We start from the raw sequence: 1675 nt of genomic DNA on the forward strand, positions 1-1675 counted from the left end.
CCAAACGACTTCGTTTAACATCTTAAAAAGAGAATCTCCAGTATTAACCATTGCAGATGATGTATTTATTTGTCCAGGAGAAACTTTAACCGTTACTGCAGATGCTGGATATGATAATTATGAGTGGTCTACAGGAGAAACTACAGAAAGTATCGATATAGATACTCCTGGAGAATACAGCGTGACAGTAACAGCGAACTACAATTCGGTAAACTGTACAACGACCAAAACTTTTATGGTAACTGCATCGGTTGTACCTCAGTCCATAGCTGTAATTGTAGTTGATTTTAAACCAGGATCTCAAAACACTATCAAAATAATAGCAGAAGGTGGAGGAGATTTTGAGTACTCTATAGATGGAATCACTTTCCAAGATAGCAATGTATTTACTAATGTAGCACCTGGAGATTATATGGCTTTTGTAAGAGATAAAGGACAATGTGTAACCTTATCAGAAGAATTATATGTTTTAGGGTATCCATTATTTTTTACGCCTAACGGAGATGGGTTTAACGAAAGTTGGCAAGTGCTTAATGCAGAAAGAGAACCAGAAAATAGAGTTTATATCTTTGATCGTTACGGAAAATTATTAACTCGTTTCACTCAAGCAGATGCTGGTTGGGATGGAGCTTATAATGGCAAGCAAATGCCTTCGACAGATTATTGGTTTAAAGTAGAACGTATCACTGGACAAACCATAAAAGGTCATTTTACATTAAAAAGATAAAGAATAGATTAAAAAAGAATAACACAGCTGTGTTTAAAATGAAACACAGCTGTAAAAGGTTTAAATATCCTCTAGTATGAATATAAAAAACACCCTCAGTTTACTGTTATGTTTAATTATAGGACAGCAACTAATTAATGCTCAAGAAGGAATCCCTGTATATACAGATTACTTATCAGATAATTTATATTTGATACACCCCTCGATGGCAGGAGCAGCCAATGCTAATAAATTACGTCTTACCGGAAGACGACAATGGTTTGATGTAGATGACGCCCCAGGATTACAAACAGTAAATTTAAGTTCGCGATTAGGAGAGAATACAGGAATAGGAGGAATTATCTATAACGATAAAAATGGAAATTCATCTCAAACAGGAGCTTATTTAACTTTTGCTTATCATTTGTTATTCTCTAGAGATCGTACCGATTTAAATCAGTTATCATTTGGATTGAGTACAGCTTTTATCCAAGCAAAATTAGACGAAACAGAGTTTGATTTAATCAACAATCCAGATCCTATTGTAGCAGGAATTGTACAAAAGGATTCTTATTTTAATGTAGATATCGGGATGTCGTATAACTTCTTAGAGTTTTATGCACACTTTACAGTAAAGAATCTACTACCTACCACAAGAGATATCTTTGATAACAATACAAGCATTAAAGAATCAAATAATCAACGTAGGTATATTTTATCTTCAGGATATTTATTTAATTTCAGAAATAGAAATTGGAGTATAGAACCATCAGTATTATATCAATTGACAGATCAAACTAAAGAATCATCAGTAGATTTGAATGTAAAGGGATATAGACATACAAATTTCGGGAGATTATGGGCAGGAGTATCCTACAGAAGAAGTTTAGATGGTGCATCGACTATAGAGGGACAAAACTTACAATATATCACCCCATTTGTAGGAGTTAATTACAAGAAGTGGATGTT

General features: G+C 33.7%; 2 protein-coding genes. Both read left to right on the forward strand.

The genetic code is table 11. The features are described from left to right. A partial coding sequence (locus tag ACYEKI_RS21150; RefSeq protein WP_459213204.1) for a T9SS type B sorting domain-containing protein occupies positions 1-727 on the forward strand: 727 nt, incomplete at its 5' end. A gap of 76 nt (positions 728-803) precedes the next feature. Next, a partial coding sequence (locus ACYEKI_RS21155) for a PorP/SprF family type IX secretion system membrane protein (RefSeq protein ID WP_459213205.1) occupies positions 804-1675 on the forward strand: 872 nt, incomplete at its 3' end.

It is taken from the genome of Aquimarina rhabdastrellae (assembly GCA_947387485.1).
Classification (GTDB): domain Bacteria; phylum Bacteroidota; class Bacteroidia; order Flavobacteriales; family Flavobacteriaceae; genus Aquimarina.